The 6,655-nt window shown below is 36.2% G+C and carries 5 protein-coding genes; all 5 read left to right on the forward strand.

Going from position 1 to position 6,655, the window contains the following annotated elements; genetic code table 11:
* Positions 1-1,466, forward strand: a 1,466-nt coding sequence (locus tag QZ055_RS07280) for a proline--tRNA ligase (protein ID WP_295825669.1), incomplete at its 5' end; no start/stop codon positions are given.
* Positions 1,467-1,583: 117 nt separating this feature from the next.
* Positions 1,584-2,411, forward strand: a complete 828-nt coding sequence (locus QZ055_RS07285; protein ID WP_295825672.1) for a PHP domain-containing protein — start codon at positions 1,584-1,586, stop codon at positions 2,409-2,411.
* Positions 2,412-2,426: 15 nt separating this feature from the next.
* Positions 2,427-3,302, forward strand: coding sequence for an Asp23/Gls24 family envelope stress response protein (locus tag QZ055_RS07290; RefSeq protein WP_295825675.1), 876 nt, complete (start codon positions 2,427-2,429; stop codon positions 3,300-3,302).
* 8 nt (positions 3,303-3,310) lie between these two features.
* The gene (gene miaB, locus QZ055_RS07295; RefSeq protein WP_060924636.1) at positions 3,311-4,627 is read left to right on the forward strand and encodes a tRNA (N6-isopentenyl adenosine(37)-C2)-methylthiotransferase MiaB; all 1,317 of its coding nucleotides are present in this window, start codon (positions 3,311-3,313) and stop codon (positions 4,625-4,627) included.
* Between the two features lie 2 nt (positions 4,628-4,629).
* Positions 4,630-6,655 (forward strand): DNA mismatch repair protein MutS (mutS, locus tag QZ055_RS07300; protein ID WP_295825680.1); only part of this gene is annotated, 2,026 nt, incomplete at its 3' end.

The following is a 6,655-nucleotide window of genomic DNA, read 5'->3' on the forward strand; positions in this document are numbered from 1 at the left end:
GTTGGAACGCATATGGCGCAGAAATGATGCGTATTAATGATCGTCATGATAATGAATTCTGCTTAGGGCCAACTCATGAAGAGATGATTACAACTCTTGTAAAAAATGAGATTAACTCCTATCGTCAATTACCAGTAAATTTATATCAAATCCAAAGTAAATTCCGTGATGAACGTCGTCCACGTTATGGTTTGATGCGTAGTCGCGAATTTATTATGAAAGATGCATATTCTTTTGATGTAGATGAAGCTGGTTTAGACGAATCTTATAAATCTATGTATGATGCATATACACGTATTTTTACGCGTTGTGGTCTTACATTCCGTCCTGTAGAAGCTGATAGTGGTGCCATCGGTGGTAGTGGAACACATGAATTTATGGCAATTGCTGAAGCTGGTGAAGCTGATATTGTATATTGCACTAAATGTGACTATGCTGCAAACATTGAAATTGGTAAACCTGGTATTATGAAACAGGAAGAAGAAGCACTGCAAGAGTTATCCGTTGTAGATACTCCTAATGCTAGTACTATCGAAGCTGTTGCGGAAATGTTAAACTTACCACTACATAAAACTATCAAAGCTGTAGTATTCTCCATTGATGGTAAAGTGGTATTAGCAATTGTTCGTGGTGATCATGAAGTTAATGAAGTGGCAGTACAACATGCAGTTTTGGGTTCTGTAGAACCTGAAATGGCTACACCTGAAGAATTAGAAAAAGTGGGCTTAACAGCTGGCTTCATCAGTCCAGTAGGATTAAAACAAACAGAGGAGTTTGCTATTGTTGTGGATGAATCTGTTATGGAATCTTACAATGTTTGTGGCGGTGCCAATAAAAAAGATGCGCACTATGTTAATATCAACCCTAAACGTGACTTTAATGTAGAAGATATTATTGTTGCACCAATTCGTTTAATTACAGATGACGATGTTTGCCCAACTTGTGGTGGTGCATTAGAACATGCCAAAGGTATTGAAGTTGGACAAGTATTTAAATTAGGCACAAAATATTCTGAAGCATTACAAGCTACATTCTTAGACCAAAATGGTCGTCCTAATCCAATGATTATGGGCTGTTATGGCATTGGTGTATCTCGTACATTAGCTGCAGCTATTGAACAATACCACGATGAAAATGGTATTATTTGGCCTCGCTCTATTGCACCATTTGAAGCTGTTATCGTACCTATTAATGCTAAAGACGAAGCTTTGATGTCCACAAGTCAAACCATTTATAGTGCATTACAAAATGCAGGTGTAGATGTGTTACTTGATGACCGTAAAGATCGTGCTGGTGTAAAATTTAAGGATGCTGATTTAATTGGTTATCCACTTCGTATTACAGTAAGTAAAAATACACTTGAAAATAATGAAGTAGAAATTCAAATTCGTAAGTCTGGAGAGGCCGTTACATGTGCCATTGATTCTGTAGCAACTAAGGTTACTGAATTGCTTCAAGATTTATAATTAAATTGCGATTCTAGTGAATACTCATTAGGGTCGCAATTTTTCTTTCTAAACTTGAATTAATAGACTAAATCAGTCATAATTAAAAGATAGGATATTTGTAATGGGAGGTGCTCTATGCTTGTAGATTTTCACATGCACTCTATCTATTCTGATGGAGTCAAAAGTCCAGAGGAATTATTACGTCATGCATTAGATTGTAATCTATCTATGATGGCTTTGACTGATCATGATGAAATCGATGGTATTAAAGCATTGCGTACCGCTCAGGAACAATTAGATCCAGAGAAAACCATTAAATTTATTAATGGTTGTGAGTTTAGTGCCGATTATAAAGATAAATCGATTCATATTTTGGGCTATCGTTTTGATGAAACTAATAAAGAATTAAGAGATTTTATTGAATATTTTAAATCAAAACGAGAAGAACGAATCGATGAGATTATTAGACGTTGTAATAATGCTGGATATTTTATATCGAAAGATGAATTACTAAAAAAATTTCCTAAAACACAAGCTTATGGGCGTCCACATATTGGTCAATTATTAATTGATGGTGGCTACGCTAAGGATATTAATGATGTGTTTAAAGATATTCTTAGAAAAGATAGTCCTTGCTATGTGCCTAAGGTTAAGGTTGAGGTACCATATATTATTGATATTATTCATAAAGCTGGTGGTCTTGCCGTTATGGCTCATCCTAAATTGGTAACTAGTGATGAATATGTAGTAGAAATGTTAGCCTATGATTTTGATGGTATGGAGGTCTACCATACTAAACATAACGATGATGATGTGAAACGATATAAAGCATTAGCTAAAGAACATAACTTGTTTATTACAGGTGGTTCTGATTATCATGGTATTCCGGGAAAAGCACCAGATCAATTTGGCGATTACTTGGTATCCGCTGAAGATGTATCAGAATTTATTAGTTTGTTATAAATAATGAGGTTGACTATGGAAGTCATTGCATTTGTAGGTAGTAGTGGCACTGGTAAAAGCCATCGTGCGCTCGTAGTTGCTCATGAAAACAATATTGAATGTATTATCGATGATGGCATTTTAATTCACGATAATAAGATTGTAGCTGGTTTTTCTGCTAAGAAGGAATCTAGCCGATTAAAAGCTGTTCGTCGTGCCATTTTCCAAGATGAAGTGCAAGTAAAATCAGTACGTGAGCAATTAGATAAAATCAATCCTAATAAACTTATGATTATTGGTACATCCGATAATATGGTTAAAAAAATTACGAAAGCATTAGGCTTGCAAGATCCTGATCGATATATTCGTATTGAGGACGTTGCTACACCTAAAGAAATTGAAAAGGCACAACATGCTCGTCTAAAAGAAGGTAAACATATTATTCCAGTTCCAACGATGGAATTGAAACCTCACTTTAGAGGGTACTTAATTGATCCAATCAAAACTATGTGGCGTCGACGTACATTAAAAAAACAAGACCAAGATACATTGGGGCAAATTGGTTCAGAAGGATTTGAACGTTCTGTGGTTCGTCCTGCTTTCAGTTATTATGGACGACTTACCTTTGATGATGATGTCATTATTAAATTGATTCGCAATGGCTTAAAAAAAGTTGTCGGTGTTGATGAATCAAGTGTCATTTCTTTCAAAAAAAGTGACAAAGGTCAAAATGGTCTAGTTGTAGATATGGCTGTAGTAATTGAACATGGTTATCCTGTTAAAGCGTTGATGCAACAGGTACAAAAGTCCGTTCGAAATGAAATTGAGTATATTACAGGCATGTCTATTGAACGGATGTCTATAAAAGTTAAGAATATTATAGAAACAAAACGTAAAATTGTTAAAGTATAGGAGTTAGAATGAAGTCTTATTATATTTACACCTATGGTTGTCAAATGAATACTGCTGATTCTGAGCGCTTATCGCATCAGTTAGAATCTGTTGGCTATACACCTACAGAGGATGTAGAAACTGCAGATTTAATATTATTAAATACTTGTGCAGTGCGTGAGAATGCAGAAACTAAAGTCTATGGCCGCATAGGTGAGCTAATGAGACTAAAGCGTAAAAACAAAAACTTGATTCTTGCTGTTACAGGTTGTATGGCTCAGAAGAATCAAGCGGAAATGTTTAAACGGGCTCCACATATTGATATTGTATTAGGTACTCATAATATTCAACATATTAATGAAATGATTGAAGAGGTTCAACGCGGTCATACACACCAAATCAATGTGGATATGGATAATTCTGTATTGCCAGAATTGGAAGCAAAACCTAATGGTACCTTTTATGCATGGGTACCTATTATGAATGGATGCAATAAGTTTTGTACGTACTGCATCGTTCCTCACGTTCGTGGTAGAGAAATTAGTCGTCCTGTAGAGGCCATCGTAAAAGAGGTAACCGAACTAGGAGCAAAAGGGTTTAAAGAGATCACTTTATTGGGGCAAAATGTAAACTCTTATGGCTTAGATTTTAAGGATGGTACTGATTTTGGTACATTAGTGGACGCTCTTGATGGTATTCCAGGTATTGAACGTATTCGCTATATGACAAGTCATCCTCAAGATATGACTAAATCTATGATAGATGCCCTTGGTCGTTCTTCTAATATTGTTACTCATTTACATTTACCGATTCAATCTGGTTCGGACCGTATTTTGAAGAAAATGAACCGTCATTATACAGTGGAGCATTATAAAGAATTATTGTCGTACTGTCGTGAGAAAATTAAAGATGTAGTGGTTACTACAGATATTATTGTAGGCTTCCCAGGGGAAACAGAGGAAGATTTCCAAGCTACTTTACAACTCTTAAAAGATGTTCGTTATGATATGGCATATACGTTTATCTATTCTAAACGTTCTGGTACGCCAGCAGCGACTATGGATGATCAAGTTCCAGAAGAGGTTAAACGTGTACGTTTACAAACATTGATGGACGTACAAAATGAAATCTCTTATGAACTAAATAAACCTATGGAAGGGCAAGTGTTTGATATTATTGTAGAGGGGCCAAGTCCTCGTGATGAAGATATGTGGTTTGGTCGTACATCGGGCAATAAAATGGTGTTATTCCCGAAAGACGATTCTTTATCAATTGGCGAAACTGTACCTGCATATATTGATAAAGCACAAACTTGGGTTTGCTACGGTACAATACAAAAGGGGTAAGTATGGCAAAAAAGCAAACACCTATGATGGAGCAGTATTTAGATATTAAATCTAGATATTCTGAAGAATTACTGTTCTTTCGGTTAGGTGACTTTTATGAATTATTTAATGATGATGCATTAATTGCATCTCGTGAACTTAATATAACCTTAACCGGTCGCCCAACAGGAGATGAGGAACGCACACCTATGTGTGGCGTTCCTTTTCATGCTGCTGAAAGCTATATAGAAACTTTGGTAAAAAAAGGCTATAAGGTTGCTATTTGTGAACAATTAGAAGACCCTAAAGCCGTTAAGGGCATCGTTAAGCGTGACGTTATTAAGGTCATTACACCAGGGACTGTAATGACTGAAAATGGTAATGATGCACGGTCAAATAACTTTTTATCGTTATTTTATATGGTAAAAGATGCATGGATACTTGTATTTTCTGATGTATCTACTGGGGAAGTTATTTGGCACCGCATTACTGATTGTGAAAAACGAAGTGATATGTTTGATGCTCTCAGCATGTATCGTCCAAGTGAAATTATATTGCCTGAGGGAACAGTATTACCGCAAGATATAAAAGACTTTATGGATAATCAATTCAGTAATATTGTATTATCTCCATTTAGTACATATCATACACAGCGCGAAGTAGCGGAAAAGGCTGTTACTCACTTTGGTAATCTAGGTCTCATGGAAGAGGATGTATGGGAAGCTTTGGGCTATATGCTCTTATATTTAGAGGATATCATTAAGTCTGAAATTTCTCACATTAACTATGTTCATCAATTGAGTGTAGGAAATCGCTTAATTTTAGATACATCTTCTTTGCGCCATTTAGAGATTACTCATAACCTACGAGACGGTGGTCAAAAAGGTACATTACTTGATGTACTTGATCGTACATTGACACCAATGGGGGCTCGTCTATTAAAACAATGGCTCGAAAGTCCATTGACGGATGTTAATCAAATTCAGCGTAGACAAGCAGCTGTAGCAGAACTGATTACACGTGGTGCAGAACGTTCCCATATCCGTAGCTTACTGGACTGCATTTATGATTTTGAGCGTATTGTAGGACGTGTAGAAACTGGATCTGTGTCCCCAAGGGACTTAACAGCACTTCGTGAATCTCTAGCTGTTTTGCCAGATATTAAAAATGTATTAAGCACATGTGCGAGCTTATCATTAACTTCTATCAATGATCGTATTCAAGATCATAAAGATATATATGACCTATTATGTTGTGCTATTGCTGATCAGCCTGCACTGACATTAAAAGAAGGTCGAGTTATTAAAGATGGTTTTAATCCGGATTTAGATGAACTACGTTCATTGGCTACGAATAGCGAACAATGGCTGGCCAAGATGGAAGCCGATATTAAAGAGGCTACCGGTTTATCTAAAATTAAAACTGGCTATAATAAAGTGTTTGGTTACTATTTCGAAGTATCTCATAGTAAATCTGAACAAGTACCGGATTATTTCATTCGAAAACAAACCTTAGCCAATGCAGAGCGTTATATTACACCGGAATTAAAAGAGTTTGAAATCAAAATTCTTAGTGCTAAAGACAAGATAATTGCCTTAGAACATGAACTATATCAACAATTACGAAATGATATTAAACTCGTTATAAAAGATGTACAAGAGACAGCTCGTGCTCTTGCTGAGCTTGATGTATTAGCTTCCTTAGCACTTGTAGGCTATGAAGAGAATTATATTTGCCCTACAATCGTAATGAATGGCCAAATCAATATTCGGGATGGTCGTCATCCTGTCATTGAAAAATTCTTGAAACGTGAAGTTTTTGTACCAAATGATATCGTTCTAAATCATGATGATGAGGAATTCTTGCTCATTACCGGCCCTAATATGGCCGGTAAATCAACATATATGCGTCAAGCTGCTATTTTGATGATTATGGCTCAAATAGGATCCTTTATTCCTGCCCGTGAAGCATCTATTTCTCCAGTGGATCGCATCTTTACACGTGTAGGTGCTAGTGATGATATTTCTACTGGTCAAAGTACGTTCATGG

The organism is uncultured Veillonella sp. (genome assembly GCF_905209685.1).
Taxonomy (GTDB): domain Bacteria; phylum Bacillota; class Negativicutes; order Veillonellales; family Veillonellaceae; genus Veillonella.